The sequence below is a fragment of the Streptomyces sp. WAC03905 genome, from assembly GCF_057371075.1.
The window spans coordinates 315,228-340,031 of sequence record NZ_JBXYDZ010000003.1; the positions used below are offsets into that span (position 1 = coordinate 315,228).

At 74.0% G+C, this 24,804-nt stretch carries 22 protein-coding genes; 11 read left to right on the forward strand and 11 right to left on the reverse strand.

The features are described 5' to 3' along the window. Positions 1-150 precede the first annotated feature (150 nt). Positions 151-1,239: an alpha/beta hydrolase gene (locus AC2RP6_RS04345; RefSeq protein WP_486444913.1), complete on the forward strand. Its 1,089-nt coding sequence runs from the start codon at positions 151-153 to the stop codon at positions 1,237-1,239. After that, positions 1,236-2,492 (forward strand): acyltransferase family protein, encoded by a 1,257-nt coding sequence (locus tag AC2RP6_RS04350; protein WP_486444914.1) that lies wholly within the window; start codon positions 1,236-1,238, stop codon positions 2,490-2,492. Before AC2RP6_RS04345 ends, AC2RP6_RS04350 begins: the two co-directional genes overlap by 4 nt. 93 nt (positions 2,493-2,585) lie before the next feature. Here the strand turns inward: AC2RP6_RS04350 and AC2RP6_RS04355 are convergent, their stop codons facing one another. Continuing rightward, positions 2,586-3,008, reverse strand: coding sequence for a DUF350 domain-containing protein (locus AC2RP6_RS04355; protein WP_030030303.1), 423 nt, complete (start codon positions 3,006-3,008; stop codon positions 2,586-2,588). Between the two features lie 93 nt (positions 3,009-3,101). Here AC2RP6_RS04355 and AC2RP6_RS04360 point away from each other — a divergent pair, with 93 nt between their 5' ends. Then, on the forward strand, positions 3,102-4,883 hold the full coding sequence (locus AC2RP6_RS04360; protein ID WP_486444915.1) for a GNAT family N-acetyltransferase: 1,782 nt from the start codon (positions 3,102-3,104) through the stop codon (positions 4,881-4,883). A gap of 91 nt (positions 4,884-4,974) precedes the next feature. On the opposite strand, the gene AC2RP6_RS04365 is transcribed toward AC2RP6_RS04360, so the two are convergent. Beyond that, on the reverse strand, positions 4,975-7,032 hold the full coding sequence (locus AC2RP6_RS04365; RefSeq protein WP_486444916.1) for an AMP-binding protein: 2,058 nt from the start codon (positions 7,030-7,032) through the stop codon (positions 4,975-4,977). A gap of 203 nt (positions 7,033-7,235) precedes the next feature. Here AC2RP6_RS04365 and AC2RP6_RS04370 point away from each other — a divergent pair, with 203 nt between their 5' ends. Next, positions 7,236-9,149 carry an ABC transporter ATP-binding protein gene (locus AC2RP6_RS04370; protein WP_486444917.1) on the forward strand — a complete coding sequence of 638 codons (1,914 nt, stop codon included), beginning with the start codon at positions 7,236-7,238 and terminating at the stop codon, positions 9,147-9,149. 7 nt (positions 9,150-9,156) lie between these two features. After that, positions 9,157-9,534, forward strand: coding sequence for a VOC family protein (locus AC2RP6_RS04375; protein ID WP_486444918.1), 378 nt, complete (start codon positions 9,157-9,159; stop codon positions 9,532-9,534). 98 nt (positions 9,535-9,632) lie between these two features. On the opposite strand, the gene AC2RP6_RS04380 is transcribed toward AC2RP6_RS04375, so the two are convergent. Next, positions 9,633-11,735, reverse strand: a complete 2,103-nt coding sequence (locus AC2RP6_RS04380) for an MMPL family transporter (RefSeq protein WP_486444919.1) — start codon at positions 11,733-11,735, stop codon at positions 9,633-9,635. A gap of 67 nt (positions 11,736-11,802) precedes the next feature. On the opposite strand from AC2RP6_RS04380, the gene AC2RP6_RS04385 reads away from it, so the two are divergent. Continuing rightward, positions 11,803-12,297: a MarR family winged helix-turn-helix transcriptional regulator gene (locus AC2RP6_RS04385; RefSeq protein ID WP_486444920.1), complete on the forward strand. Its 495-nt coding sequence runs from the start codon at positions 11,803-11,805 to the stop codon at positions 12,295-12,297. A 78-nt stretch (positions 12,298-12,375) separates the two neighbouring features. On the opposite strand, the gene AC2RP6_RS04390 is transcribed toward AC2RP6_RS04385, so the two are convergent. The 4 genes from AC2RP6_RS04390 to AC2RP6_RS04405 all read right to left on the reverse strand — a co-directional run bounded on the left by AC2RP6_RS04390 (position 12,376) and on the right by AC2RP6_RS04405 (position 16,238). Then, on the reverse strand, positions 12,376-13,359 hold the full coding sequence (locus AC2RP6_RS04390; protein ID WP_486444921.1) for an anti-sigma factor RsbA family regulatory protein: 984 nt from the start codon (positions 13,357-13,359) through the stop codon (positions 12,376-12,378). Continuing rightward, positions 13,356-14,156, reverse strand: a complete 801-nt coding sequence (locus AC2RP6_RS04395; protein ID WP_486444922.1) for an MEDS domain-containing protein — start codon at positions 14,154-14,156, stop codon at positions 13,356-13,358. Before AC2RP6_RS04395 ends, AC2RP6_RS04390 begins: the two co-directional genes overlap by 4 nt. A 123-nt stretch (positions 14,157-14,279) precedes the next feature. Further along, on the reverse strand, positions 14,280-15,116 hold the full coding sequence (locus AC2RP6_RS04400; RefSeq protein WP_486444923.1) for a MerR family transcriptional regulator: 837 nt from the start codon (positions 15,114-15,116) through the stop codon (positions 14,280-14,282). A 129-nt stretch (positions 15,117-15,245) separates the two neighbouring features. Next, the gene (locus AC2RP6_RS04405; protein WP_486444924.1) at positions 15,246-16,238 is read right to left on the reverse strand and encodes a BtrH N-terminal domain-containing protein; all 993 of its coding nucleotides are present in this window, start codon (positions 16,236-16,238) and stop codon (positions 15,246-15,248) included. 229 nt (positions 16,239-16,467) lie between these two features. Between AC2RP6_RS04405 and AC2RP6_RS04410 the strand changes: the two genes are divergently transcribed. Further along, positions 16,468-16,965 (forward strand): hypothetical protein, encoded by a 498-nt coding sequence (locus AC2RP6_RS04410; RefSeq protein ID WP_486444925.1) that lies wholly within the window; start codon positions 16,468-16,470, stop codon positions 16,963-16,965. Between the two features lie 210 nt (positions 16,966-17,175). Here the strand turns inward: AC2RP6_RS04410 and AC2RP6_RS04415 are convergent, their stop codons facing one another. After that, the gene (locus tag AC2RP6_RS04415; RefSeq protein ID WP_486444926.1) at positions 17,176-17,652 is read right to left on the reverse strand and encodes a hemerythrin domain-containing protein; all 477 of its coding nucleotides are present in this window, start codon (positions 17,650-17,652) and stop codon (positions 17,176-17,178) included. 452 nt (positions 17,653-18,104) lie between these two features. On the opposite strand from AC2RP6_RS04415, the gene AC2RP6_RS04420 reads away from it, so the two are divergent. Beyond that, the gene (locus tag AC2RP6_RS04420) at positions 18,105-18,740 is read left to right on the forward strand and encodes a carbonic anhydrase (protein WP_486444927.1); all 636 of its coding nucleotides are present in this window, start codon (positions 18,105-18,107) and stop codon (positions 18,738-18,740) included. Between the two features lie 177 nt (positions 18,741-18,917). On the opposite strand, the gene AC2RP6_RS04425 is transcribed toward AC2RP6_RS04420, so the two are convergent. After that, positions 18,918-19,265 (reverse strand): hypothetical protein, encoded by a 348-nt coding sequence (locus tag AC2RP6_RS04425; RefSeq protein ID WP_486444928.1) that lies wholly within the window; start codon positions 19,263-19,265, stop codon positions 18,918-18,920. Between the two features lie 224 nt (positions 19,266-19,489). Here AC2RP6_RS04425 and AC2RP6_RS04430 point away from each other — a divergent pair, with 224 nt between their 5' ends. After that, positions 19,490-20,302 carry a sigma-70 family RNA polymerase sigma factor gene (locus AC2RP6_RS04430; RefSeq protein ID WP_486450223.1) on the forward strand — a complete coding sequence of 271 codons (813 nt, stop codon included), beginning with the start codon at positions 19,490-19,492 and terminating at the stop codon, positions 20,300-20,302. A gap of 660 nt (positions 20,303-20,962) precedes the next feature. Here the strand turns inward: AC2RP6_RS04430 and AC2RP6_RS04435 are convergent. Further along, on the reverse strand, positions 20,963-21,685 hold the full coding sequence (locus AC2RP6_RS04435) for a FadR/GntR family transcriptional regulator (RefSeq protein ID WP_486444929.1): 723 nt from the start codon (positions 21,683-21,685) through the stop codon (positions 20,963-20,965). 131 nt (positions 21,686-21,816) lie between these two features. On the opposite strand from AC2RP6_RS04435, the gene AC2RP6_RS04440 reads away from it, so the two are divergent. Beyond that, positions 21,817-22,338, forward strand: coding sequence for a gluconokinase (locus AC2RP6_RS04440; protein ID WP_486450224.1), 522 nt, complete (start codon positions 21,817-21,819; stop codon positions 22,336-22,338). A gap of 12 nt (positions 22,339-22,350) precedes the next feature. Then, positions 22,351-23,760 carry a GntT/GntP/DsdX family permease gene (locus tag AC2RP6_RS04445; RefSeq protein WP_486444930.1) on the forward strand — a complete coding sequence of 470 codons (1,410 nt, stop codon included), beginning with the start codon at positions 22,351-22,353 and terminating at the stop codon, positions 23,758-23,760. Positions 23,761-23,828: 68 nt separating this feature from the next. Here the strand turns inward: AC2RP6_RS04445 and AC2RP6_RS04450 are convergent, their stop codons facing one another. Beyond that, on the reverse strand, positions 23,829-24,791 hold the full coding sequence (locus AC2RP6_RS04450; protein WP_486444931.1) for a hypothetical protein: 963 nt from the start codon (positions 24,789-24,791) through the stop codon (positions 23,829-23,831). Positions 24,792-24,804 lie beyond the last annotated feature (13 nt).

Genomic DNA, 24,804 nt, shown 5'->3' on the forward strand with positions numbered 1-24,804 from the left:
CCGGACCGGCATCGCGTACGGCCCGGTCCGGCGGTCGCGTCTCCTCCACCCCCTACCGGGGTATGACATCGGACTTGGCTCCACGGTCCGACGTACGCGGTGCTGCCGCCTTCCTACCTTCCTCCTCGTCGCGAGGAGAGGAGAAGGGGCATGCGCCGCTTTGGAAGGACGCTGGTCACCGCCGTGCTGGCGGTGTCCGTCGTCGGGGGGACCGCCGGATGGGCCTCGGGCGAGAGCCAGTCGGCGGTCACCGGGCCGCCGCCGGGCGCCGCCGCCTGGCGGGCGGACACGGCGTACGGCGGGGCGCTGCCCGATCCGGCGACGGCGACACCGCGGGAGGTGGCCCGGTTCTTCGCCGGGCTGGACGACGCCGAGCGCTCCGCCCTCGTGCGCGACCACCCGTCGGTGGTGGGCAACCTCGACGGGGCGCCCCTCCCCCTGCGCTACGAAGCCAACCGGCTCGCCGTCGCGGCCACCGGTGAGGCGCGGTACGCCTCTCTGGCCGCCGCGGACCGACGGATCCTGGCTTTCGACCCGCGCGGCCGGGGTCAGGTGGCCGAGGTCTTCGGGGACCTGGAGCACGCCGCCCACGTATCGGTGATCGTGCCGGGGTCCGACAACGACGCCACCTCGCACGACGCCCGGCGCGCGCCGTACACCGGCCCGGCCGGCATGGCCCGTGCGCTGCTCACGGCGACGGCGGGTTCGGCGGCATCGGATTCGGCGGGCGCGGCTTCGGCGGGCGGCGCCTCGGTGGCCGTCATCGCGTGGACCGGGTACACCACCCCGGTCGGCGTGGGGCTCGACGCGGCCGACGGGCGGCTGGCCGCCGCCGGGGCACCGCGGCTGGCCCGTTTCACCGCCGGTCTCGACGCGGTGGGCGCACCTGACCCGGTGCTGTTCTGCCACAGCTACGGCTCGGTGGTCTGCGGGCTGGCGGCCCGGCACACCGACGCCGCCGACATCGTGGCCCTCGGTTCTCCCGGCATGCGCGCGGACACCGCCGGCGCCCTGCGCACCGGCGCCCGCGTCTGGGCGGCCCGGGGCCCCTCGGACTGGATCGCGGACGTCCCGAACGTCAGCTTCGCCGGGCTCGGCCACGGCGCCGACCCCACTTCGGCGGCCTTCGGCGCCCGCCGGGTGCCCGCCTCCGACGTACGGGGCCACGCGGGCTACTTCACGCCGGGAACACAGTCCCTCGCGGCCTTCGCCGCGATCGCGAAGGGAGAGGCCCCATGAGCGCCTCCACGGTCCTGGCGCCACTGCGGAAGGCCGCCGGGCGGATCGACCGGCAGACCCCCGCCCACCGTGACAGGGCGGTCGACGGGTTGCGCGCCCTCGCGCTGCTGGCCGTCCCGACCGGCCACTGGCTGCTCGGCGGCTTCACGCTCGACTCGGACGGCGGCCTGCACAACGCCAGTCCCCTGTCGACCTTCGGCGCCCTGGCCCCCGTCAGCTGGGTGCTGCAGATGCTGGGCGTCTTCTTCCTCGTGGGCGGCTACGCCTCGGCGCTCTCCTACCGGCGCCGCCCCGGATCGACCGGCGCCTGGCTGAAGGGCCGCGTCGTACGCCTGGGCCGGCCCGTGCTCGGGGTGACGGTGGTCTGGGCGCTGGCGGCGCCCGTCCTGTACGCGGCCGGGGTGCCGGAGGCGTCGCTGCGGACCGGCGCGAAACTGGTGGTCCAACCACTGTGGTTCGTCGGGGTGTACGTGGTACTCACCGCGCTGACCCCGTACTGCGTGCGGGCGGCGCACCGGCTGGGCGGCTGGGCGGCGGCTCCGCTGCTCGCCGCGGTCGCGGTGGTGGACCTGCTGCGGTACGGGCCGCTCGCGGAGTCCGTACCGTCATGGCTGTCGCTGCTGAACGTCCTGCCGGGCTGGCTGTTCGCGTACCAGCTGGGCGTGGACTGGGGCGAGCGGCGGATCGGGCGGCGCGGAGCCTGGCTGCTCCTGGTCGGCGGGGCGCTGCTGTTCGCGGCGCTGCTGGCGGTGTTCCACTATCCGGCGTCGATGGTGGGGGTGCCGGGTGCGGCCCGGACGAACTCGCACCCGCCGTCGCTGCTGGTGCTCGCGTTGGCCTCGGCCCAGTCGGGTGCGGCGATCCTGCTGCGGGACCGGCTGGCGCGGCTGCTGGTCCGGCCGGCCCTGTGGGCGCCGGTGGTGGTGGTCAACCTGTGCGCGATGACGATCCTGTGCTGGCACCAGACGGCCCTGCTGGCCGCGGCCGTGCCCGCTGCGTTCGCGGGAGGGGGCGGGGACGGGCTGGCCGGGCTGACGGCCGCGCCGGACAGTCCGGGCTGGATCGTGGCACGGCTGGCGTGGATGCCGGTGTTCGCGGCGCTGCTGGTCGTGATCGCCCGGTACGCGCGGCGGTTCGAGGCCGCGCCGGTCGAGGGCCGGGGCGGCGCGAGCGCGGTGCGCCGTGCGGTCCGCCGCACGGCGGCGGGACTTCTGGCCGCGGGCTACGGGGCGTTCGCCCTGGGCCTGGCGTAGCGGGCGACCCGGTGGGGGTGGCGGGGCCGGGCACGGGCAGAGCGCCGCTCCTGTGACGGAGCGGCGCTCTGGACCACGTACGGGGGCTCCGCGTCAGGCGATCGAAGCGGCGACGATCGCGGCGACGGCGAGGTTGCAGGCGGCGGAGACCCAGACCGCCGGGTGGGGTTCCCGGTCGACGACGATGGCGCCGAGCTTGCCGGGGGTCACCAGGTCGAGCACGAGGAAGGCCACCGCCATCAGGACCAGGCCGAGGAGGCCGAAGGCCGCCGTCGACGCCAGGCCCTTGCCGAAGTCGTCGTAGGTGGTCCAGATCGAGGTGAAGACGATGCCGCCGATGCCGAGGAGCGCGGAGCTGAGGAAGAGGGCCGCGTTGCGGTTGCGCTCCTCCCAGATCTGCTTCGGGAGCTTCCCGGGCGTCAGCACGTCCACGAGGACGATGCCGAGGATCAGCAGGACGAGGCCCAGGGCGCCGTAGGCGCTGGTGCGGCCAAGTCCGTTGATGATGTCGCTCATTGAGAAGCCTGTCTCCGGTGGTGGGAAAATATGTGCCGTGGGGAGGCCGAATCTATCGCACGGCCTCCCCGCAGACCATGGGGAGGTCAGGGAATGGTAAAGGTCAGGGCCGCGCGGGCGGCCGAGGCGGAGGCCCTGACCGGGCTGGTGATGCGGTCCAAGGCGCACTGGGGGTACGACGCGGGCTTCCTCGCGGCGTGCGCCCCGGAACTGCGGATCCTGCCGGACGAGGTGACGGCCCGCCGGATCGTGGTGGCGGAGGACCCCGAGGGGACGCTCCTCGGGCTCGCCTCCCTGGAGGGCGACGCCCCCCGGGCCACGCTCGGGCTGCTCTTCGTGGAACCCTCCGCCATCGGGCAGGGAGTGGGGCGGCTGCTGTACCGGGACGTGCTGCGCCGGGCCGTGGAACAGGGTGTGCGCCGGCTGGTCATCGACTCGGATCCGCATGCGGAGGGCTTCTACCGGGCGATGGGCGCGGTCGCGGCTCCGGCGGGGGCCGCCGCCGGTGCCGCGGGGTCCCTGGTGCGGTTCGAGGCCGCCCCGGCACCCCTCGCCGACTGGGCGCGGGCCTGGACCGGCGGCGGGCGGGCCGTGCACGTCGGCAACGTCGCCGAGTTCAACGCGCAGTTCGGCGACCCCTCCCTGGACCGTGAGCAGGCCGCCGCCCACCACTACTCCTGCCTGGCCGCGTTCTACAGCCCCTACCCGTCGGCGCTGGTCCTGCCCCGGGCGGTGCCCGCCGGGTGGACCGAGCTGGTCTGCCGGCAGCTGGGCTGGACCGGCGTCGAGGTGTTCGACGGGCTGGTGGAGCGGGGGCCCGGGCTGACCGACGCCGTACGGGCCCGGCCGGCGCTGGCCGCGCGGCTGACCGGCGCCGGGGAGCCGCTCGTACCGTGGGGGCTCACCCGCTCGTTCGGGCTGCTCGCGGGGCGGCCGTGGCGGCCCGGGGAGCTGCGCCACGAGTCGAAGGCGGCGGCGCACGGCCTGTTCGCGCGGATCCTGGCGGGGGGCGGCCATCCCCGCATCGTGCTCCCCGCACAGGTACGGGCTTCCGGCCGGTGGGCGGCGGCCCGGCTGCTGGCCGCACGGGCACGGGCCGGCGAGAGCACCGTTCTGAAATCGGAGCACGGCGTCGGAGGTTCGGGCACCACCGTGGTCACCGCCGGGCAGGTCCGGGCCGCGGGCGGCGCCCGCGCGGTCCTGCGACGGCTGCCGCGCGGGCCGCTGCTGGTGGAGGAGTTCGTCGACGGGCCCGCGGATCCGGCCGCGACCCGCGACCTGACGTACGACGGCTTCGTGGATCCGGCCGGCCGGGTCCACGAGGTCGGCGCGGCCCGGATGGACGTGACGGCGGGGGCCTACCGCGGAGCCACGGTAGGCCCCGGCGTCGTGCCGCCGTGGGCGCGGGAGCCGCTGCTCGCCTTCGGTGCGGCGGTGGGCCGGGGGCTGGCGGAGTCCGGCTACCGGGGCTGGTTCGACGTGGACTTCGTGGTGGACCCCGAGGGACGGCTCGCGCCGACCGAGACGAACCTGCGGCTGACCGGGCCGTCGATCGCCTTCATGGTGGCGGCCCGGCTCGACGCGCTGCGGGGCGCGGGACACCTCGTCCGCATCGCCGACCGGGTGGAGCTCGGGGCGCGGCTGCCGGAGCCGCAACTGGACGAGCTGTGCGCGGACCTGGCCCGGGGCTGCGCGGAGCTCGGGGCGGTGTTCGTCCCCGCGATCCCGACGGCCGCCTTCGAACCGGCGCCCTGGCTGGGCGTACTGGTGGCGGCGCGCAGCCCGGAGGCGCTGGACGCGGCCGAGTCGCTGGTCCGCGCCGGGGCGGCGGCCGTCGGCGCGATGTTCGACCCTCCGGAGCCGGCCGCGCCGTGACGGCGGCGCGCCCGCCGGGAGCGGCGCGGCGGCACGGGCCTTCCCGTCGGTCCGCCGGCGCGGGTCGGCCGTGCGTCGGCCGGCGCCGGGCTCAGTCCCGGTCCTCGAAGTCGAAGGGCGAGTCCGGTGTGCGGGCCACGTGGAGGGCGAGGACCAGGCCCGCGACCATCAGGGGGATGTTGAAGGCGTAGACGAGGAGGGCCTGGAGGGGCCAGTCCTGTTTGGCCGCGAGCCGGTAGGCGTTGTCCTGCGGCCACCAGGCCAGCAGCAGGTAGCTCGCCGCGAGGTGGACGGCCCTGATGCGGCCCGGGGGCCGGCCGCGTTCCCGGCGTTCGATCAGGCGATACCCGGTGAACAGGAAGGCGAGGCCGGCGCCGAAGGCCAGGCTCTCCGCCACGTAGAGCAGGAAGAACAGGGCCGCCCACGGGTAGGGCACGGCGGAGAGGTCGGTGGAGCCGGGCCACACGACGGGCGTGAACACCAGGGTGAAGAAGGCGAGGACCACCGTCGCACATCCGGCGAGGACGGCGCGGCCGCCGTCCGGGTTCCCGACGGTGGTCGATGCCCGGCTGTACTTGCTCCCGTACGCGGCGGGCCGTTCGGAAACGGGCTGCGGAGGCAGCGGCAGGGCCGAGCGGTCCTCCTGGCCGGCCCGGTTGCGCGGCAGGGCCCGGAGCCGGATGAGGACGGTGGGGGACGCTTCCTTCAGGACGACGCCCGCCAGGTGGTTGCGCAGGCCGTGGATGTCGGGCAGCGGCGCGGAGGCGTCCCAGGCCGGGTCGCCGGGCGGCGGGCAGACGTAGGCGACGAGCCGCCGCTCGCCGTCCTTCTCGACGCCGGCGACGACGGCCCCGCCGATGCCCGGGTGGGTGCGGATCGCCCCCTCGACGGCGTGCGGGTCGAAGGAGTCTCCTTGGAGGGGGATCCTGTCCCGGATCCGTCCGGCGTACTCCAGCAGGCCGTCGGGGCGCTCCACGCCGAGGTCGCCGGTGGGTATCGCGTCACCGCCGCCGGGCGGGGCGAGGTGCACCTCCCCGCCGCGCAGGTGGACCTGGCATCCCGCGAAGGGGGTGCCCAGCAGGGAGTGGCGTTCCGGTTCGGCGACGGGGGCCGGCAGCTGCGGGAGTTCGAAGCAGGTGCCGACACCGGCGGTCTCGGTGAGCCCGTAGACGTTCAGGATGCGCACGCCGGGGCGCAACCGGCTGTGCAGGGCGTCCATTTCGTCGAGGTGGAGGCGGTCTGCGGTGACGGTGGCCAGCCGGAGGGAGCGCAACGGCCGGGGGCCGGTCCTGCGGTCCGCCGCGGCGGGCCGGGGGCCGTCGACGACCAGCGCCGCGATGCCGGCCGGGTCCGTGTGGACGACGGTGACCTTCTGGAGGTCGACCGCCGTGCGGAGCGTCAGCGGGTTGCCGGACGGCCAGGAGGGTCCCGGGGGCAGGACGAGAGCCCCGCCCGTGCACAGGGCCCGGGTCCAGCCGGCGGCGAAGGCGGTGACGTCCGGCCGGGCGGTGATGACGTGCCGGTCCTGCGGGGTCGGCCGGGTCAGCTCGGTCCAGCCCTCGTGGGCGGCGAGCAGCAGGGCGTGGCCGACGCGCACGGGGCGCGGTTCGGCGCTCGCCGTGAAGAGGACGGCCGCGCCGCCGACGGCCGCGCCCGAGCCGTCGGCGCCGGCCACGCGGTCGGGTGCGTGGGCGGGTCGGTCGGCGATCTCGGTGGCGGCCTCGTCGGTCCGGATCGCGCGCAGGCCCAACGCCGTGTCGAGAGCGGCCCGGTGGGGCGCGTGGGTGAGCAGCGCGTAGGGCTCCAGGGGCTGGAGCGCGGCGAGCTGCCGGCGGCCCGTGCGGGGCGTCTCGGCGTCGAGGACGGCGTAGACCCCGCCGGCCTTGAGGACGGCGAGGATGCCGACGACGATTTCGGCGGGCTGGGTGGTGCCGATGGCGACGAGGGCGCCGGGTGGCAGGCCGCGGGCGAGCAGGTGGTGCGCCAGCCGGTTGGCGCGGGCGTCGAGCACCCCGTACGGGAGCCGGTTCTTCGTGCCCGCGATGAGGGCGGGAGCCTCGGGCGTGTCGCGCGCCCAGCGTTCGAAGTGGTGCAGGACGGTGTCTGTGGTGTTCTTGGTGAAGCGGACGGACTCGGATCCCTGCGTCATGGACCGATGATGCCACCGGGCACCGACAGAGGAGGGGCCTTCCAAATCCCTTGCGCCCTGGCGAGGTTGCCGGGGCGGCCTCTGCGATGCCCCCTCGGCCCCGACGTTCCCCTCGGCCCCGACGGTCCCGGCGGTCCCCCGGTCGGGGGGTCCGGCGCCGAACGCTTGACCTCTACTTTGGTTGAGGTCCTAGCGTTCGGGTCATGGACATGGAAGTCACCGCTTGGACCTCGTTGCACAGCGCGATCAACGCCCAGCAGGACCGCCGCCCCCTCTCCCGGGCCGGTCTGCGCCGCGTGGCCGCGTTCGCCCGCCCGCACCGCCGCGGGCTCGTTCTCTTCCTCCTGCTGAGCGTGGTGACCGCCCTGCTGGCGGTGGCCACGCCGGTGCTCGCCAGCCGGGTCGTGACCGCCATCGTGGAGGGCCGGGACGGGTCCACGGTGACCCGGCTCGCCCTCCTCATCGCCCTGATCGCGGTGGCGGAGGCCGGGCTCGGGCTGCTGGCCCGTCGGCTCTCCGCCACCCTCGGCGAGGGACTGATCCTGGATCTGCGGACGGCGGTCTTCGACCACGTGCAGCGGATGCCGGTCGCCTTCTTCACCCGGACCCGTACCGGGGCCCTCGTCAGCCGCCTCAACAACGACGTCATCGGTGCCCAACGGGCCTTCAGCAACACCCTGTCGGGGGTGGTCGCCAACATCGTGACCCTGCTGCTGACCCTCGCCGTGATGCTGGGCATCTCCTGGCAGATCACCCTGCTGGCGCTGGTGCTGCTGCCGGTGTTCGTGCTGCCGGCCCGCCGGATGGGCGCGCGGATGGCGGCGATGCAGCGGGAGGCGTCGGCGCTGAACGCCGCGATGGGCACCCAGATGACCGAGCGGTTCTCGGCGCCCGGCGCGACGTTGGTCAAGCTGTTCGGCCGACCCGCCGACGAGTCCGCGGAGTTCGCCGTCCGGGCGGCGCGGGTCCGGGACATCGGGATCCGTACGGCGATGGCCCAGTCGGCGTTCATCACGGCCCTCACCCTGGTCTCGGCGCTGGCCCTCGCACTCGTCTACGGGCTGGGCGGCCACTACGCCCTGCGCGGGACCCTCGACGCCGGTTCCGTCGTCGCGCTCGCCCTGCTCCTGACCCGGCTGTACGCCCCGCTGACCGCTCTCGCCGGGGCCCGCGTCGAGGTGATGAGCGCGATGGTGAGCTTCGAGCGGGTCTTCGAGATCCTCGACCTGGAGCCGCTCATCGCACAGAAGCCGGACGCCCGCCGGGTGCCGGAGGGGCCGGTGGCCGTCGAGTTCGACCGGGTGTCCTTCGGCTACCCGGCCGCCGACAAGGTCTCGCTCGCGTCCCTGGAGGAGGTCGCCGTGCTCGACCCGCGGGGCGGTACGCAGGTGCTGCACGAGGTGTCCTTCCGGGCCGAACCGGGCCAGATGATCGCCCTGGTGGGCTCGTCCGGCGCCGGCAAGTCGACCATCGCGCAACTGCTGCCGCGACTGTACGACGCCGACGCGGGCGCGGTCCGGCTCGGCGGCATCGACGTACGGGACCTGACGGCCGACTCGATCCGCGAGACGCTCGGCATGGTCACCCAGGACGGGCACCTCTTCCACGAGTCGGTACGGGCCAACCTGCTGCTGGCCCGGCCGGACGCCACCGAGGAGGACATCTGGGAGGCCCTGCGCAGGTCCCGGCTGGACGGCCTGGTCGCCTCGCTGCCGGACGGGCTGGACACGGTCGTCGGGGAGCGCGGCTACCGCCTGTCGGGCGGTGAGCGGCAGCGGCTGACGATCGCCCGGCTGCTGCTGGCCCGGCAGCGGGTGGTGGTCCTCGACGAGGCCACCGCGCACCTGGACTCCACCTCGGAGGCGGCGGTGCAGGAGGCCCTGGGCGAGGCCCTCGCGGGCCGGACCGCCGTGGTCATCGCGCACCGGCTGTCGACCGTACAGGCGGCCGACCTGATCCTGGTGGTCGAGGACGGCCGGGTCGTGGAACGGGGCACGCACGCAGGGCTGCTGGCCGCGGGCGGCCGGTACGAGGAGCTGTACCGCACGCAGTTCGCGGCGGCGGACACGCCCGCCGGCACGGAAACCGACGGCGCGGCACCGGTCCGGGGCGCATGATGCCGTGATGGACATCAAACTGGAACTCGTCGCCGTCCCCGTCACCGATGTCGACCGGGCCAAGGCCTTCTACGAGAAGATCGGCTTCGTCGCCGACCACGACGTCACGGTCAGCGAGGACATCCGCTTCGTACAGCTGACCCCGCCGGGATCGGCCTGCTCGATCGCGATCGGCAGGGGCCTCACCCGGATGACCCCGGGCTCCCTCGACAACATGCAGGTCGTGGTCACCGACATCGAGGAGGCCTACGAGGACCTGCGCGGCCGGGGGGTTGAGGTGACGGAGATCCAGGACCTTCCGTGGGGCTCCTTCGTCCACTTCTCCGACCCGGACGGCAACGGCTGGGCCGTCCAGCAGACCACGCCGCGCACGTCGGCGGACTGATCCCGGTCACTCGTGCCGCCGCGCTCGCCGCGGCCGGCCGATCGGCAGGGCCGCCCCTGCCGGTCGGCCGGCCCGCCCGCTCGGCGCGCGCCGCCGGTTCAGGCCTCCTCCGTGCTCCCGGCGATGGGAGGCCGACGGGAGAGGGAGCTCGGCCACCAGCTGCGCGGGCCGATGTCGATCACGAGGGAGGGAACGAGGAGGGAGCGCACGACGAGGGTGTCGAGGAGGACGCCGAAGGCGACGATGAAGGCGATCTGGACGAGGAAGGCGAGCGGGATGACCATGAGGGCGGCGAAGGTGGCGGCGAGCACGACGCCGGCCGAGGTGATGACACCGCCGGTCGTGGTGAGACCGCGCAGGACGCCCTGGCGGACGCCGTGGGTCAGGCTTTCCTCGCGGACCCGGGACATGAGGAAGATGTTGTAGTCGACGCCGAGGGCGACCAGGAACACGAAGCCGTAGAGGGGGACGGAGGCGTCCGTGCCGCTGAACCCGAGCAGGTGCTGGAAGACGAGCGCGGAGACGCCCAGCGTGGCCAGGAAGTTCAGGGCGACCGTGGCCACCAGCAGGACGGGGATCAGGACGGAGCGCAGGAGCAGGACCAGGATGAGCAGGATGATGACCAGGACGACGGGGACGATGAGGGTGCGGTCCCGGGCGGCGGTCTGTTCGGTGTCGTACTTCTGGGCGGTGTAGCCGCCGACCAGGGCGTCGGCCCCTGGGACGGCGTGCACGCGGTCGCGCAGGTCCCGTACGGCGGTCTTCGCCGCGTCGCTGTCGGCGGCGGGGGTGAGGACGGCGTCGATGCGGATCCGGCCGTCGACGACCAGGGGCTCACCGCCGGGGCGCCCGGAGGCGGTGACGGGCGTGGCGGAGGCGACGCCGTCGACGCTCCGGGCGGCCGCCTGCACCTCCTGAGCCCTGGCGGCATCGGCGATGATCACCGCGGGCTGGCCGGAGCCTCCGGGGAAGTGTTTGCCGAGCGTTTCCTGGGCGGCGACCGAGGGGGCGTCCTTGACGAAGATCTCGTCGAGGGGAACGCCCCGGGAGGACAGGGTGGGGGCGAAGGCCGCGAGGACCAGCATGAGCAGGGTCGTCGCCACCCATACCCGGCGCGGTGCCCGGTCGATGAGGCCGGCGACGCGGCGCCAGATGCGGTGGCCTTCCGCCGTGGCGTCGGCGGGTTTGGGTGTGGCGGGCCAGAACGCGGCGCGGCCGAGGAGGGCCAGGACGGCCGGCAGGAAGGTCAGGGTGGCCAGGAGCGAGCAGAGGATGCCGATCGCGCCGACGGGGCCGAGGGCCCTGTTGTTGGTCAGGTCGCTGGCGAGGAGCGCGAGCAGACCGAGGGCCACCGTGGCCGCGCTGGCCGTGATCGCCCCGGCGGAGCGACGCACCGAGGCGGCGGCTGCGGCCGTACGGTCGCCCCGGACCGCGAGCTCCTCCCGGAACCGGGCGGCCAGCAGCAGCGCGTAGTCCGTCGCCGCTCCGATGACCAGGATGGACAGGATGCCCTGGACCTGGCCGTCGACGCGCACGACACCGCGGTCGGCGAGGGCGTAGACGACGGCGCAGGCGAGGCCGAGCGCGAAGACGGCACTGATGATGATCACGAAGGGCAGCAGCAGGCTGCGGTAGACCAGGAGCAGGATCAGCAGGACCGCGCCGAGCGCCACGCCCAGCAGGAGCCCGTCGATGCCGGCGAAAGCGTCCGCGAGGTCCGCCTGAGTGGCTGCGGGACCCGCGATCCGGGCGGCCAGTTCCGGCACTCCCACCGCCGTGCGGACCTGGTCCAGGACGGTGGGCAGTTCCTCGCCGAGGTCGGGGGCCAACGGCACGACGGCCTGCAGGGCCGCGCCGTCCGCGGAGCGCAGAGCGGGTGAGGGCTGTCCCGTGATGCCCGTCCGGCCGGTCAGCGCCGCGACGGCCGCGGTCGCCTCCTGCTGTTGCGCGTCACTGATCGCGCCACCGTCGGACGCCTGCCAGACGATGATCGCGGGGACCGACTCGGAGCGCTCGAAGGCTCGGCGGGCTTCGAGGACCCGGGTGGACTCCGCGCTCTGCGGGAGGAACGCCGCCTGGTCGTTGGTGGCGACCTCGCCGAGCTTTCCCGCGTAGGGGCCCAGCGTGCCGCCGATGCCGAGCCAGACCACCAGCAGCAGTACGGGCACCAGCCATCGGGCCCAGCGGGGTGTACGCGTCACGGATCCCTCACTCCAATTCACTCAATGATGAAGTATCTCAATCGTCGAGAGATCATATGCTGGTGCCATGCGCAGCGCCGACCACTCCCCGCACGTACTTCCTCCCGAGGACCCGATCGGGTTGCAGGCCTTCGCCGTTCTGCTGCGCGCGATGAACGCCGACTTCAACCGGATCGCACAGGAGTTCGCCCAGGCCCAGGGCCTGCACCTGACGGACGTACAGGCCCTGATCGCCGTCCTGGACGCCGAGGGCGACGAAGCGGCCGGGCCGATGACCCCCGGGCGGCTGGGCGCACGGATGAACCTGACCTCCGGTGCGGTTTCGGCGTGCCTGGACCGGCTGGAGAAGGCGGGGCACCTACGCCGGGAGCGCGCCGTGGACGACCGCCGGGTGGTCCACCTGCACTACACCAAGGCGGGCAGGGAGGCAGCACGCGAGTACTTCCGCCCGCTGGCCCGCTCCACCGAAGCCGCCCGTGCCCACTTCAACGCCGATGAACTGCACGTCGTGGTGCGGTTCATGGCCGAGATGAACCGCCAACTCGCTCGGGTGCGCACCTGACCTGCCGCCGCGGAGCGGGGGCGGCCGCGGCCGCCCGCGGAGCCGCGGCCTGCGTCGCCGGGGCGCGCCCGCTGCGCGTCAGCGGGCCTGCTGCCCCTGGACGTCCATGTGGAGGCGTACGGTGGTGCCCTGTTCGGGGGTGGACCGGATCTCGACCAGGTCGCAGAGCTGGTGCGCGAGCCACAGTCCACGGCCGCCGAGCTGTCGGGCCGACGGCCGGACGCGGCCGGCCATCGGGTCGGCGATGTACCCGGCGTCCCGGAACTCGCACAGGAACACCGAGTCCTGGGCCCACGTACGCAGCGTTCCGCCGCCCCCGCCGTGACAGATGCTGTTGGTCGCGATCTCGGTGACGGCCACCGCGAGCTTCGCCCGCTGCTCCGGGGACACGCCCGCGTCGGCCGCGCACTGGGCGACCTTGGAGCGGACCGCGGCCAGGTCCCCGCGCGCGTAGCCGAGTTCCTGGTACGGATCGCAGGGGGCGGCCAGGGCGTCGAACGGGTAGCGGTCGTCGTCCAGGAACTCCCCGTTGGGCGTGTACCGGCCGTCCTCGTGGATCAGCGGGTGGCAGCGGGAGACGGAGCGCAGCGCGGCCCGGTCCGCGTCGGTGGTGTCGTAGGGGCACAGCATGGACCACGCGGAGCTCCGCGCGAAGGCCTGGTTGAGCAGCCACTCGTGGTGGCGCAGCTCCGAGAGGTGGGCCGCGTTGCGGGCCTGGCTCCAGGCGGTCTCCCCGACGCCCCGCACCGGCCGGCCGCCCTCCCCGCTCTCCCCCAGCCAGGCGGTCCAGGCGTCCACGAGCCGCCCCGGATTGGGTCCGGCGGTCGCGGTGTCGACGAACGTGACGGCGGGCTCGCCGCCCAGCTCGCCCCGCAGAAGAGACGCCCGGGCCGTGGGGACGGCGACGACGACCGCTTCGTCCGCCTCCAGCGCCTCCCGGATGAAACCGAGGATGCCGGTCATGAACTGGTCCTGCCCCTGGTACGGGTACAGCTCGTGGCGGAAGCGGGCCTCGGCCCGGGCTGTCGCCGCCGGGGCGCCGGGCGGCCGGGTGGTGCTCATACGGCCATCACCACCGGCACTCCGGGGGTGGCGTATCCGGCGAGTTCCCAGCACAGCCGCACGGTCTCGTTGGCACCCTCCACGACGATGTGCCGTCCGGGAAGGTGGTTCGCCGCGTCGACCAGGGCCCCCATTCCGGCGGCGTCGATCATCTCCAGGCGGTCGAAGCACAGCCTCATCCTCGGCGTGTACCCCACGGCCGCGCGCAGCGCGGCGTTGAACGCCGCGGCGCCCTGCGAATCGATCACCCCGTCCACGCTCCAGCTGTCGACGCCCGTGCTGAACATTCGGAAGGCCGGACGCTCTGCACGTGTGCCCATCTCGTGCGGGTGCACACTCGCCACGTGCTCCAGCGTATCCGCCTGCCACTGGGACGGCCTGAACGCGCACACCACCATCGCCCCGCATTCCGAGGCGAACTCGTCGAGCCTGAGCTCCTGCGACAGGAGGTCGTGCGCCGCACCGGGCTCCGTGACCGGAACCCTTTCGGCGAGTACGCGTACCGAACGGTAGCCCTCGCGGGCCGCGGTTCGGGCCTCACGCTTCACCGCCGCCAGTACCGAGTCGGTGTCCCCCAGACTCGGCAGATCGAGCACCACCGCGGCCGAGGCCCGGAACGTGCCCTCGGCCACGCCGCCGGCCGCTCCGACCACCACGATCTTGTCCCCGTACAGGGCGCCGTCGGCCACGTACGCCCGCGCGGTACCGGGGAAGGGGGCAGCCGCGTCGACCAGCCAGCAGACGTGGTCGCCGACGTCCACCTCGTCCAGCGTCGCCAAAGCCCGTGCCGCTCTCACCGCGCCCCTTCCCCGCCGTCCAGCCAGCATGCATTGATCAGACTACTGCGCCCCGGCGGCACGATCCCGCTGTGGCTGAACCCGGTCGACGGCGTCCGCGGGGCGTTCGGCCGGATACGGGGGTCACCCAGCGGCCGGGTGCAGCAGTTCCAGGACGCGTTCCTCGTACCGGACGCGGGCCGGGGAGAGGTCGTACGGCATCCTGCCGACGGCCTCCGCCACGCTCATCCCCTCCCCGCTCCCGTCCCGCGCTTCGTCCGCGGGCCCGTCCTCCCGGTCCAGGAGGGCGTCGAGGGATTCCGCCAGGCCGGACCGTTCACCGGCGGCTTCCAGGGCGGTCTCGTGATCACGACGTCGGGCGGCCAGGTCCTCGACACGGGGGTCGTCGGGGGAAACGGTGTCGTCCAGGGACGCCTCGGCCTCGGCCAGCCGGTCCTCCTCGGCCCGCAGCCCGGGATGGGTGGCCAGGACGATGAACCGGTTGGCCTGGACGGCGGCGCCCAGGGGCCCGAAGATGCGCTCCGTGACCAGGAGGGTGTCGAGGTCGGCGGAGCGCAGGGCTCCGGGCGGGAGATCCTGCAGCCGGCCGGTGACCAGCGGTGAGAGCAGGCCCAGGGGGCTGCCCGCCTCTCGGAGACGGCGCACGGCGGCCCGTTGGGCCTCGATCGCGGCGGCCCTGGAGGCGAGGGACTCCTCCAGGCGGGCCAGGGGCTCCTCGATGCCGGGGCGCGTGAAGGCGGCGCCGATGTCCTCCAGGGAGATACCGGCATCGGCCATCTTTCGGATCCACAGCAGGCGGACCATGTCGTCGTATCCGTAGCGGCGGCGGTCGTCGCTGCCGCGCTGCGGTTCGGCGAGCAGCCCGATGGCGTGGTAGTGGCGGATGGCGCGGGGTGTGGTCCCGGCGAGGGCGGCGGCATCGCCGATCTTGACCCGGCGGGGAATCGCAGGAAGGGGCATGCGGGGGAACCTCTCGGTGTCGTGCTCGCCGCCCACTGGACCACATGCCGCTACGGCACGTGCAACCCTCTCCGTCACGGGCGCGCCCGTACGGCACATCCGCCACGGGGGTGCCGTCCCGGGGCCCTGTCAGACGCTGTCCGCGCGGGCCAGCGTGTGCATGGCCTCGCGCTCCACGCGGGCGAGTTCGGTCAGGGCCGAGCCCGCCTGGACGAGGCACTGCGCACCGGCCGGCTCACCGGCCTGCTCGATGAGGGCCGCGACTTCCGTCCACAGGACGGCTGCCTCGGCGTAGAGCGCGTGCCCGGCCCGGATATGGCGGTTGTCGAGCAGATCGGCGCTTTCGGCGAGGAAGTCGCGGTAGAAGTTCCGGAACAGCGCGCCCCCGGTACCGGCCTTCTCCATCAGCAGGGCGGCCTGCGGCAGGTCTCGTCGGGGGTCGTCGGTGCGCTGCAGCCACAGGGGCACCCTTCTGCCCGCCTTCTCGATGCCCCGGTGGCCGAGATTGGCGATGGGTGGGTCGAGGAAGGCGCGGGCGCACGCGGTGACGGCGGGGACGATCCGTCGGTGCGGGGCGGGCATGTCGCGCGGAACGGTGAGGACGAACGAGCGGTGCCTGGCCGTCATCGGGCCTCGGGCGGCCCTGGCCTCAGCGAGACTGTGCAGGCCGGTGGTGACCGCTCCGCCCTGCTGGACGGTGTCCACCAGGAAGGCGGAGCGGTCGTCGTATCCGTACAGGGCGACGACGTGGCCCCCGAAGTGGACCCTGGAGCTGAAGTAGTCCAGGTGGTAGCTGTCGAGCTGGAGTCCGACGGGGTGCCCGGCCTCGAGCGAGGACCTCACGTCGTCCCAGGCCTTGCGGGGCGAGGCGGTCTCGCGGACCACGAGTTCGAGGCCCAGCCGGCTGGCCAGGTTCCTGGTGAGGTCGAAGGGCTTGACCCGTCCCCCGAGGAAGGGGAAGGGCAGGTTCTTGCTGTCCCAGTAGACGAAGGAAAGACCGGATCCGAGGCCGAACAGCATGGGCTCCGACAGATCGAGTCCTCGGTGCCGCAGCAGTACCCCGAGGGTCGTCGTCTCGCAGTGCTGCATGCCGCGGGCATCGACGTCTTCCAGCGTGGTCATGCGTGCTCTCCCGGACGGGGATTCCGCGCGCGGCCGCGCTGCGGACAGTGGCGTGTCCTGGGACAGGGTAGACCTACCCCCGGCCGGGTCACGGGACGGGCGGCGAGGGGCAGCGCGGCCGGCAGCGGGCGGGGCGGTGGAGGACTGCGGATACGCGTCGGCGGCCTCGTGCGGCGGTGGCCGGGGCGAAGGTGCGGTATCCGCGGGCCGCCTGGGCACACGAGACGTCATGAACGGACAACATGCGCGTCCCACCACGAACGGCAGTGTGTTCGACCCGGCCCGCACGTCCCCAACGTCACCGCCCGGCCGTACCGGCGGCAAACACTCGCGCCGCAGCCGGCTCGCTGTCCGCCTGCGCCGACGGATCCTCGCCTATCGGGGCATCGACTTCCTGTCCACGCACATCCCGGACACCTCCGGGCCGGGCGAGGAATGCCTTCTCCTCGTCCACACGCGCCAGGTGGTCGGCCAGGTCCATTACCGGCTCTGCGCCTCCTGCGCCCGGGGCGTCATCACCGCCGTCGTCATTGACGAGCGTTTCCACAGCGCCGGTCTGGCCGCTCGCGCGCTCTCGCATCTGCGCTCGCGCCACCCGCAGCTCGCCTGGCGCAGCACGCTGCGCAGGCGCACCACCCGTGATCTCCTGCGCCGGATGCGGATTCCCACGACAGCCTCCGCCGCGCTCTGCCCCCACGCCTCTCCCCGCACCAGGGAAGACGCGTAGGAACGAGCATGGTCGTGCGCTCACGGGCAGGGCTGCGCGGGGCCGCGCCGGCCGGGGAGCACGGCACGCACGCGCGGCGGAGCCGGCGCACTGCTGCGAAGGCGGCTCGCGCAGCGGCGGCCACGTCCTGGCGCGCTGCCGGAACCGGCCCGCACCGCTGCGGAACCGGCCCGCACCGGAGGCGACCGGCTCGCCGGGGCCGTGAGCGGGTCACTTGGAGTCGGCACTGGGAACGGCGAGCGGATCGCGTGGTGCCCGCTGCTTCTCGGCCTCCATCTCACCGCCCAGTTCGGTGAGCCTGTTGCGGCCCATCGCCTTGCGGACGTCGGGGAACCAGTCCTGTTCCTCTTCCTCGACGTGGTGGCGGACCTGTTCCATGAGCACGCTCATCTTCGCCTTGAACCGCTCGTCGCCCGGGTCCATGTTCTTGATCTCCGACAGCATCCACACGACCGCGTGGTGCTCCTCGATGCTCTCCAGGACGTGGTCCGTCGTATCCGGCGCGGCCTCGCGGGCAGCGGGGTAGAAGACCTTCTCCTCGATCCAGGCGTGCACGGTGAGCTCCTCGATCACCTCGTCGGCGATCCGGCGGCGTTCGGCCGTGTCGTCGTCGGAGGTCTTCTCGAAGCGCTTGAAGAGCTTCTCGACCGTCTTGTGGTCCTCGCGTAGCAGAACGATTGCGTCCATGTGTGCGCCCCTGATCAGGTGGTGACTCGGCTGCTGGAGCCGTCGTGGTCGTCGGTCCGACCATCGTCGAACCAGTGGTCGCGGGCCGCCGGGCAGCGGAAGGAACGGCCGCTGCACGCGGACAGGAGCACCGTGGCGGCGCGACTGCGCCGTCGCCCCGGATCTGCCGCGGCCGACCGGACCGTCCGGGCTGTCGGCGGCCGGCTGTGTGCGTCGGAGCACCTGGGACGACTCCCGGGGAAGCCGGCAGATGCCCAAGCACGGTCGCACGGTGTGTTCATCGCTTGACCTGCACACGCCGCCGACGGGCGGGGCGTCACTCACATGGAGGCAGGCGCGAGGTGGTCACGGAGCGCCCGCCCACCGGCCGGCGGCTCACCTGCCCGGCGTGCCCGGCGCTCTCCGGCGGATCCGGTCGAGCGACGACGACGGTCGCCTCATAGGCTGCGACCATGACTGACAACCCGACGCCCCGCGAGGCCTTCGACCTGCTCATGGCCGGTAACCGGCGCTTCGTCGCCGAAAGCCCCGAGCACCCCAATCAGGACGCCACCCGGCGCACCCAGACCGCTCCGTCCCAGCAGCCCTTCGCCGTGCTGTTCGGCTGCTCCGACTCCCGGCTGGCCGCCGAGATCATCTTCGACCGCGGTCTGGGCGACCTGTTCGTCGTCCGTACCGCCGGGCACGTCACCGGAACCGAAGTCCTCGGCTCCATCGAGTTCGGGGTGAGCGTCCTGAACGCGCCGCTGGTCGTCGTCCTCGGCCACGACTCCTGCGGCGCCGTGGCCGCGGCCTGCTCGGCCCTGGAGAACGGACAGACGCCCGGCGGCTTCGTCCGCGACATCGTCGAACGGGTCACCCCGAGCGTGCTGGCCGCCCGCGCCGCCGGCCGCGAGAGCGCCGAGGAAATACTGGCCGAGCACATCGAACACACCGTGGACCTGCTGCTGGAGCGCTCCCGCGTCCTGGGCGAGGCGGTGGCCGCCGGCCGGACCGCAGTGGTCGGGCTGTCCTACCGGCTGGCCGACGGCAGCGCCCAGCTCGTCGCCACGCGCGGCCTCGACCCGGCGGTCCCCACGGCGTCCTGAGTCCCGGCCGGGCCTCCCGGCGCAGGCGGCGGGTGGTCGCCCGCCCCAGCCCCTCCTCCGCCGGCAGGGACGCGACAACGAGGTCGCACCCCTGCCGGTCGAGCTCGCGCAGGCTGCGGTTGCCGGAGGCATCTCGCGCTGGAGCCCGGGCCTGGCCGGCGGTCGCGGCGAACGGGGTCAGGTCCGGGCCGGGGTGTGGTGGTGGTCGAGTTCCCAGGCGTGGTGCTTGAACTCGTGGCGGAAGTCGGCGTGGTCCTCCCACTGGCGGGCGATGCCGCGCAGGACGTCCCAGTGGTGCTCGACGGACTGGTCGATGACGCGGCGCGTGGCCGGCTCGGCGCCTTCCCGCTTCTCGATGAGGCCCTTGACGGCGGAGGCTTCAAGGACGGCGTTGCGCAGGGCGCGCAGGGCGCGGGAGGTGTCGTCCATCGAGAAGCCGTGCTCGCTTCCCGTCGCCTCGTCGAACAGCGGGGTGAGCCGCGCCTCGATGAAAGCGGTGATCCGCTCGAAGTGCTGCACGTCCATCGGGGGGTTCCTCTCCTGCCGGACCACCGTGCGGTCCGGCGTCTCCACTGCTTGTGCCGTCCGCGGACATTATCCCCGACGCCACGGCGCGCTCCCCGGTGATCTATTTTGAAGATCCGCTGCGAGGAGGGGACGTGGTACGGGTGGACGAGGGTTCGGTGTCTGCGGAGTTGACGGAGCGGTTCGAAGAGCACCGCTCTCACCTCAGAGCGGTGTCCTACCGGATGCTGGGCTCGCTCGCCGAGGCCGACGACGCCGTCCAGGAGGCGTGGCTGCGCCTGGACCGCTCCGACGTCAGCGAGGTCGAGAACCTCGGCGGGTGGCTGACCACGGTCGTGTCGCGGGTGTGCCTGAACATGCTGCGCTCGCGCGCGGCCCGGCGCGAGGACTCGATCGACGCCCGGCCCACCGACCCCGCCCTCAGCCGTGAGGACGCCGTCGACCCCGAGCAGGAGGCCGTGATGGCCGACTCCGTCGGGCTGGCCCTGCTGGTGGTGCTCGACACGCTGACGCCCGCCGAACGCCTCGCGTTCGTCCTGCACGACCTGTTCGCCGTGTCCTTCGACGAGATCGCCCCGCTGCTGGGGAAGTCCTCGGTGGCGACCCGTCAGCTCGCCAGCCGCGCCCGACGCCGCGTCAAGGGCGCCCCGTTGGTGTCCGAGGCCGACCTGGCCCTCCGGCGCCGCGTGGTGGAGGCCTTCCTCGCCGCCACCCGTGGCGGGCACTTCGACGACCTCGTCTCGCTGCTCCACCCCGACGTCGTGCTCCGCGCCGACCAGGCCGTCGGACCCACCCCCCGGCCCCTCACGGTCACCGGGGCGGTCCCCGTCGCCACGGGCGCCATGGCCGCCATGCAGCGGGCGCGGGCCACGCAGCCGGCGCTGGTGGGCGGCACGGTCGGCCTGGCGATGGCTCCGCTGGGACGGCTGTTCCTGGTGCTGCGGTTCACGATCGAGGACGGCCTCATCACCGAGATCGACATCGTGGCGGAGCCGGAGCGCCTCGCCGGGCTGGAGCTGGCCGTGCTCGACGCGTGAAACGGCCGTAGCGATTCCGTGCCGCGGCCGCCCCTTATGGCCGCGGCACGGCGCTCCCATACTGGCGCCGTGACCGACTTCGCCAAGCACCTGCCCGGGGCGTCGGTACCCGAGGGCGCGCTCCGGTCCTGGGACGTCGACGACGCCCGACGCTGGCTCCGCGTACGGGTCCCGGCCGCCTTCGCACCCGTTCGCGGAGCCTGGATCCTCGGCGCTCTCGTCGTCCTCTCCCTCGTACTGACGTCCTGGAACGGCGCGGACTCCGCCCGGGCCGGCTCCGGCTGGCCCGAGTACTCCCGTGTCGTCCTGTTCACCGCCCTGCCGGTGTGGTTCCGGTACCTGCCCGCGGCGACCCTGGCCGCCGCTCCCGTCCTCGCCGCCGACGCCGCCCTCGCCCTGCCCGGCGTCACCGGCGCCGCGGGACGGACCGGGCGGGGCCTGGTCGTCGCCGGCTGCGCGTGGGCGTTCACCGGGGCGCTGCTGCGCCTGCGCGTCCGCCGCCGGCAGCGCGCGCTGTCCCTCGCCGCCGCCGGACCGGGCCGGTTCGCGGTGCCCGCCCCGCTCGCGGACGCGCACCGCCGCCGCGGCCTGGCGGGCATGGCAACGGCACCGCCGGAGCTGCCGGCGGCGGGCGGCGGGCGGCAGCGGGCGGGGCACCTCCTACGGTGCGAGGAGGACGTCCAGTTCCTCCAGTGCGCCCACCGCGATCCGCCGGGTCAGGGTCTCGGCCCGGGTGGCGTCGCCCTCGCGCACCGCCTCCGCCACCTGGACGTGCAGGGTGACGGCGGCGGGGTCGGGATCGTGGAACATCACCTCGTGTTCGGTGCGCCCCGTCAGGACCTCCGCCACGACGTCCCCGAGCCGGGCGAACATCTCGTTCCCGGAGGCGTTCAGCACCACGCGGTGGAAGGCGATGTCGTAGCGCAGATAGTCCTCGAGCCGGTGGCCGCGGGAGGTGCGGACCATCCCGAGGGCCGCCGCCGTGAGGTCGGCGCAGTGCTGCGGCGTGGCCAGGGTCGCGGCGAGCCCGGCCGCCACCGGCTCGACCGCGGAGCGCAGCACGGTGAGGGAGCGCAGCTGCCGCGGCCGGTCGGGGCCGGCCAGCCGCCAGCGGATCACCCGCGGGTCGTAGACGTTCCACGTGTCGGCGGGGCGCACCGTCACGCCGACGCGGCGGCGGGACTCGACCAGGTGCATCGACTCCAGGACGCGGACCACCTCGCGCACCACGGTGCGGGAGGCCTCGAAGCGTTCGGCGATCTCGTCCGTGCGCAGGACGCTGCCGGGCGGGTACTCGCCCGCGGCGATCGCGAGGCCGATGGTGTCCAGCACGTGGGAGTGCAGGCCCGCTGCCGGACCGCTCTCGGCGCCTTCGGTGGTCATGGCGCAAGCGTACGGTGACGCCCACCCCGCCAAAAGATGTGATGTTTTTGACCCGAGGCTTGAATACGTAGTACTTAATGCGCTTCAGTGGTGCCGCACGAACCGATGTCGACGAGGACAGCGAGGTGGACGTGAGCACCCAGCGCGTCATTGTGGTGATGGGCGTGGCCGGCACGGGCAAGACGACCGTGGGCCGGCTGCTCGCGGAACGGCTCGGCCTTCCCTACGCGGAGGGCGACGCGTTCCACCCGGCGGCCAACGTCGCCAAGATGGCGGCCGGCCACCCGCTGGACGACGCGGACCGGTGGCCCTGGCTCGACGCCGTGGGCGAGTGGATCCGCAACCGCGCCGGCACCCACGGCGGTGTGATCGCCGCGTCCTCGCTCAAGCGCTCCTACCGCGACCGCCTGCGCGCCGCGGCCCCCCGGGCCGTCTTCGTGCACCTGACGGGTGAACGCCCGCTGATCGAGGAGCGGATGGCGGCGCGCAAGGGCCACTTCATGCCCACCACACTGCTGGCCTCGCAGTTCGCCACGCTGGAGCCGCTCCAGGACGACGAGCCCGGCGTCGAGGTCGACGTGGCCGGCGCCCCGGAGGACGTCACCGAACAGGCCCTGGCCGCGCTGCGCCGGCTCTGCACCCCCGAGAACTGAGGAGTCGTCACCGTGACCGGTCCTGCCCTCGGGACCCTGACGTCCGCCGCCACCGCCGGCGCCGCGCCGATCGCCTCGGTCGGCAACGCCCGGCTCGGGATCGCCGTCCTCGCCGCCATCGCGCTCATCGTCCTGCTCATCACCCGTCTCGCACTGCACGCCTTCCTGGCCCTGACGGTCGGCTCACTGGCCCTGGGCGTCTTCGCGGGCGCGCCCCCGGCCAAGACCGTGGCGAGCTTCGCCGCCGGACTCGGCGCCACGGTCGCGGGCGTCGGCGTCCTGATCGCGCTCGGCGCGATCCTCGGCAAGCTGCTGGCGGACTCCGGCGGCGCGGACGAGATCGTGGACACCATCCTGGCCCGGGCCGAGGGGCGGGCCATGCCGTGGGCGATGGTCCTCATCGCGTCGGTGATCGGGCTGCCGCTCTTCTTCGAGGTCGGCATCGTGCTGCTGGTACCGGTGGTGCTGCTCGTCGCCGAGCGGGGCAACTACTCCCTGATGCGGATCGGCATCCCGGCGCTGGCCGGCCTGTCCGTGATGCACGGGCTGATACCCCCGCACCCCGGACCCCTCGTCGCCATCGACGCGCTCCACGCGAACCTGGGTGTCACCCTGGCGCTCGGCGTGGTGGTCGCCGTCCCGACCGTGCTCGTCGCCGGGCCGCTGTTCTCCCGGTACGCGGCGCGGTGGGTGGACGTCCCGGTACCGAAGGACATGCTCGTGCGGTCCCGGCCGTCGACCGGTGCGGAGCACCGACCGCGGTTCGGGGCGACGGTGTTCACCGTGCTGCTGCCCGTGGCGCTGATGCTGGTCAAGGCCCTCGTCGACATCGTGGTGGACGATCCGGCGAACCCCGTGCAGCGCGTGACCGACGTCGTCGGCTCCCCGCTGATCGCCCTCCTCACGGCGGTGCTGGTGGGCATGGTCACCCTCGGCCGGGCGGCCGGCTTCACCCGGGCGCGGATCTCGGTCACGGTGGAGAAGTCCCTCGCCCCGATCGCGGGCATCCTGCTGATCGTGGGCGCCGGCGGCGGCTTCAAGCAGACCCTCGTCGACGTGGGCGTCGGGCAGATGGTCCTGGACCTGTCGCACCACTGGGCCGTGCCCGCGCTGCTGCTGGCCTGGCTCATCGCCGTCGCCATCCGGCTGGCGACGGGCTCGGCGACCGTGGCGACGATCTCGGCCGCCGGTCTGGTGGCCCCGCTCGCCGCGGACACGTCCACCACCGGAACGGCGCTGCTGGTCCTCGCCATCGGCTGCGGCTCTCTCTTCTTCAGCCACGTCAACGACGCCGGTTTCTGGCTGGTGAAGGAGTACTTCGGGATGACCGTCGGTCAGACGGTCAGGACGTGGTCGGTGATGGAGACCATCATCTCGGTGGTCGGGCTGGGCTGCGTCCTGCTGCTGTCCCTGGTCCTGTAGCGCCACGGTCCCGCCACCCGCCCCGACCCGGTCTGCGGTCCCGACCCGGTTCCGGTCCCGACCGCCCGTCACGGGTCCCGCAGTTGGGCCGCGGCGAGGGCCAGGCCGCCCGCCGCCGTCGCGCAGCGCGCCGCGAGGTTCTCGACCTCGGCGCGCAGCGCTTCGGTCTCCCGGCCCTGCCATCCCGGTGACCCGGCCGCGGCCCCGCGCAACCGGACCGCGTGCGCGCGCAGCGCGGCGGCGTGGTCGCGCAGGCTCCCGCCCGCCGGCCGCCCCGCGGGGCGGAGCGGCCGGGGCGTGCGGGGCGGCCGGTCCGCGACCCGGCGCCGGACGGGCCCTCGCTCGGCGGCCGGCCCGGCCGGGGGACGTGCGGGCAGCCCGGAGCCACGGTCGCAGAACGCCCACAGGGCGGCGCCCAGTCCGAGGAGCGGCCGGGCGGTCTCGGCCCGGCCGGTGGCGACCTGCCAGCCGGCGTGGTCGTTGAAGGGGTTGGCGTCGGTCAGGGCGTGCCAGGCGAGGATGTCGGCGAACGACGGCGCCATCAGCGAGAAGGCGTGCTCGGTGCCCCGCTCGCGCATGATGCCGCGGAACAGTCGGACGGCTTCCGCCTGGCGGCCGGCCTCGACGGCCCGTAGGACCGCCGCGGTGCCGGCGTCCTCCAGCAGTTCGGGGCGGTCCGCGCTCGCGGCCCGGATCCTGGCCCTGAGTCCGCAGACGGCGATGCTGATGGCGAGGCTCTCCCGGCCGGCCAGGACCCCCGCGAGCCGGCCCGCGCGGGCCGCCCCCCGGCCGCGGGCGGCCCAGCCGAGGCCCGCCGGGTCGGTGAGGGTACGCACCAGGGTGCGCCAACCGCGTCTGCTGCGGCCTCCCCTGGCCAGCGCCGCCGCGGGCAGGCGGGTGCCGAAGGCGAGGCCGGAGGCGTAGCGGGCGGCCTCGCCGACCGCGTCGGCAGCGTCGGCGAGGGCGCGGCACGGGGCGTCGAGCTGGTCGACGTCCCGTGCGGTGGACGCGGAGGTCGCGGCGTCGGACATGGGTTCCTCGTGG

Coding starts and splice junctions, on each gene's coding strand:
- AC2RP6_RS04350 (WP_486444914.1), top strand. CDS start 1,236: ATGAGCGCCTCCACGGTCCTGGCGCCACTGCGGAAGGCCGCCGGGCGG.
- AC2RP6_RS04430 (WP_486450223.1), top strand. CDS start 19,490: ATGCTGGGCTCGCTCGCCGAGGCCGACGACGCCGTCCAGGAGGCGTGG.
- AC2RP6_RS04450 (WP_486444931.1), bottom strand. CDS start 24,791: ATGTCCGACGCCGCGACCTCCGCGTCCACCGCACGGGACGTCGACCAG.
- AC2RP6_RS04390 (WP_486444921.1), bottom strand. CDS start 13,359: ATGAGCACCACCCGGCCGCCCGGCGCCCCGGCGGCGACAGCCCGGGCC.
- AC2RP6_RS04425 (WP_486444928.1), bottom strand. CDS start 19,265: ATGGACGTGCAGCACTTCGAGCGGATCACCGCTTTCATCGAGGCGCGG.
- AC2RP6_RS04405 (WP_486444924.1), bottom strand. CDS start 16,238: ATGACCACGCTGGAAGACGTCGATGCCCGCGGCATGCAGCACTGCGAG.
- AC2RP6_RS04345 (WP_486444913.1), top strand. CDS start 151: ATGCGCCGCTTTGGAAGGACGCTGGTCACCGCCGTGCTGGCGGTGTCC.
- AC2RP6_RS04360 (WP_486444915.1), top strand. CDS start 3,102: ATGGTAAAGGTCAGGGCCGCGCGGGCGGCCGAGGCGGAGGCCCTGACC.
- AC2RP6_RS04375 (WP_486444918.1), top strand. CDS start 9,157: ATGGACATCAAACTGGAACTCGTCGCCGTCCCCGTCACCGATGTCGAC.
- AC2RP6_RS04365 (WP_486444916.1), bottom strand. CDS start 7,032: ATGACGCAGGGATCCGAGTCCGTCCGCTTCACCAAGAACACCACAGAC.
- AC2RP6_RS04370 (WP_486444917.1), top strand. CDS start 7,236: ATGGACATGGAAGTCACCGCTTGGACCTCGTTGCACAGCGCGATCAAC.
- AC2RP6_RS04400 (WP_486444923.1), bottom strand. CDS start 15,116: ATGCCCCTTCCTGCGATTCCCCGCCGGGTCAAGATCGGCGATGCCGCC.
- AC2RP6_RS04355 (WP_030030303.1), bottom strand. CDS start 3,008: ATGAGCGACATCATCAACGGACTTGGCCGCACCAGCGCCTACGGCGCC.
- AC2RP6_RS04385 (WP_486444920.1), top strand. CDS start 11,803: ATGCGCAGCGCCGACCACTCCCCGCACGTACTTCCTCCCGAGGACCCG.
- AC2RP6_RS04415 (WP_486444926.1), bottom strand. CDS start 17,652: ATGGACGCAATCGTTCTGCTACGCGAGGACCACAAGACGGTCGAGAAG.
- AC2RP6_RS04435 (WP_486444929.1), bottom strand. CDS start 21,685: ATGACCACCGAAGGCGCCGAGAGCGGTCCGGCAGCGGGCCTGCACTCC.
- AC2RP6_RS04410 (WP_486444925.1), top strand. CDS start 16,468: ATGAACGGACAACATGCGCGTCCCACCACGAACGGCAGTGTGTTCGAC.
- AC2RP6_RS04420 (WP_486444927.1), top strand. CDS start 18,105: ATGACTGACAACCCGACGCCCCGCGAGGCCTTCGACCTGCTCATGGCC.